This is a genomic window from Micromonospora maritima (genome assembly GCF_902825405.1).
GTDB classification, from domain to species: Bacteria; Actinomycetota; Actinomycetes; order Mycobacteriales; family Micromonosporaceae; genus Micromonospora; species Micromonospora maritima.
The window spans coordinates 1-2,495 of record NZ_CADEAU010000661.1 but is presented as its reverse complement, the minus strand read 5'-3'; the positions used below and the strand labels follow the sequence as shown (position 1 = coordinate 2,495).

2 protein-coding genes are annotated in these 2,495 nt (G+C 74.6%); both read left to right on the top strand.

Features of this window, described 5'->3' with window-relative positions:
- Positions 1 to 1,437 (top strand): TadA family conjugal transfer-associated ATPase (locus tag HUW36_RS30705; protein ID WP_174531283.1); only part of this gene is annotated, 1,437 nt, incomplete at its 5' end.
- Positions 1,380 to 2,336 carry a type II secretion system F family protein gene (locus HUW36_RS30700; RefSeq protein WP_425487283.1) on the top strand — a complete coding sequence of 319 codons (957 nt, stop codon included), beginning with the start codon at positions 1,380 to 1,382 and terminating at the stop codon, positions 2,334 to 2,336. The genes HUW36_RS30705 and HUW36_RS30700, both read left to right, overlap by 58 nt.
- Positions 2,337 to 2,495 lie beyond the last annotated feature (159 nt).

Genomic DNA, 2,495 nt, shown 5'->3' with positions numbered 1-2,495 from the left:
CCGGCCCCGATCGCGCCGCCCGCGCCGCCGCCCCGGCCCCGGGTCGACTTCGCGGTGGTCCGCGAACTGCGTCGGGAGCTGAGCGAGCGGCTCACCCACTGGCAGCGCGGGCGCGAGTTCGACGCCGACGCCGAGGAGGTCGAGCGGGCCCGGCTGGCCGTCGCGGTGGTCTCCGCGTACGCGGACTCGGTCCGCCGGGGCGGCACGCCGATGCCCGCCGACGAGGAACGGCTCCTGCTCGACCAGGTGACCGCCGAACTGGTCGGCCTCGGCCGGCTCCAGACGTTGCTGGTCGACGACAGCATCGAGGAGGTGCACATCCTGGGCTGCGACCAGGTGCGCATCACCCGGCACGGCGGCGGCGTCGACTGGGTCGACCCGATCGCCGAGACCGACGACGAGCTGGTGGAGATCCTCCAGGCGGCGGCCCGCCGGGCCGGGGCGACCGAACGGTCGCTCTCCACCTCCAAGCCCACGCTCGACCTGCAACTGCCCGACGGCAGCCGGCTGGCCGCGGTGTTCCTGGTCAGCCACCGCCCCTACGCGGTGATCCGCAAGCACAACACGCTCGAAGTGAGCCTGGAGGACATCGCCGGCGGCCGACCCGACCTGGACGAGATGATCGACCCGCTGCTGCGCGACTTCCTCCGCGCGTCCATGCGGGCCGGGCTGAACATCATGGTCGCCGGCCTGGCCGGGGCCGGGAAGACCACCGTCATCCGCGCGCTGATGGACGAGATCCCGGCCGACGAGCCGTACGTGCTGCTGGAGGAGAGCCGGGAGCTGCTGCCGGCCCGGCGCGGGCACAAGCACCGGGCGGTGATGAGCTTCGAGTCCCGGGAGGGGCACGGCGAGCGCGGCGCCGACGGGCGACCCGCCGGCGAGGTGAGCATCGCCGACCTGATCCCGGTGTCGCTGCGGATGGGCGTGCTGCGGATCATCGTCGGCGAGGTGCGGTCCCGGGAGATCGTGCCGATGCTCCAGGCGATGACGACCAGCCGTGGGTCGATGTGCACCATCCACGCGCGTACCCCGGCGGGGGTGAGCGAACGGATCATCGAGCTGGCGCTCTCCCACGGCCGGGAGATGACCGTCGACCAGGCCCGCCGGATGGCCGGCAACGCGCTCGACCTGATCGTCTACGTCACGGTCGAGGACGAGACCGCGATCGGTGGCCGCAAGCACCGCTTCGTCTCGCACGTCGAGGAGGTCATCGGCGTCGGCGAGGGCAACCGGATCACCACCACCACCGTCTTCGGCCCGGGTCCGGACGGCCGGGCGGTCCCCCGCCACCTGCCCGAACGCATCCGCGACCAGCTGCTGCGGGTCGGCTACGACGCCCGGCTGCTCACCCGGTTCGTCGAGGCCGGCATGGGCGCCTGGCGACGTCCCCGGCACACCCGCCTCGGGCGGCGACCGAACGGGGGCCCGGCGTGACCCGGATCGAGCTGATCGCAATGGTCTCCGGTGCGGCCTGTGTGGCCGGGCTGGTGCTGACCGTGGTCGCGCTGGTCGGCACCCGCCGGCCGCCGGGATCGACACCGGGCGACGCCGGGCCGGGCCTGAGCCGGCTCTGGAACGGCTCCGGCGCGAGCCGCGCCGACCGGCAGCGGCACCGGTTCCTGCTCGGCGCCGCCGTGGTGGCCGGCGCGCTGGCGTTCCTGCTCACCGGGCTGCCCGTGGTCGGTCTGCTGGTGGCGCTCGCGATCCCCGGGGTGCCGTGGCTGTTCGCGGTCGGTCGGGCCGAGCAGCGGGCCATCGCCCGGGTCGAGGCGGTCGGCGAGTGGACCCGGCGGCTCAAGGACATCTCCGCCACCGGGCAGGGACTCCAGCAGGCGATCATCGGCACCATCGCGACCGCGCCGGAGGAGATCCAGGAGGAGGTACGCACGCTCGCCGCCCGCCTCCAGGCCGGCTGGCTGGCGCGCTCCGCACTGCTCGCCTTCGCCGACGAGATCGCCGACCCGGTCGGCGACCAGGTGGTCGCCGCGCTCATCCTGCACCTCACCGACCGGGGCGAGCGCCTCGGCGACGTGCTCGGGTCGATCGCCGGCGCGGCCTCCGCCGAGGTGGCCACCCGGCGCGAGGTCGAGGCGAAGCGGACCCAGCCCCGGTTCGCGGTCCGCTTCCTCACCGGCATGACCCTGGCGACGCTCGCGTACGGGCTGGTGAACACCGACTACATCCGTCCGTACGGGACCGTCACCGGGCAGCTCGTGATGGCCGTGCTCGGTGCGGCCTTCATCGGGCTGCTGGTCTGGGTGCGCTCGATGAGCCAGCCACCCCGGCCGGCGCGCTTCCTGCCGGCGCCCGACCCGGAGGAGGCGATCGCATGAACGCGCTCAACTGGCAGATGGCGTTCGCGGTGCTCGGCGGGTGCGCGGTCGGGCTCGGCCTCTTCCTCGTGGTCCGCGAGGCGCTGCCGGCCACGCCGGCGCTCGGCCCGGCCCTGCGCCGGCTGCACCAGCCTCCCGGCCAGGCCCCGACGGCCGGCG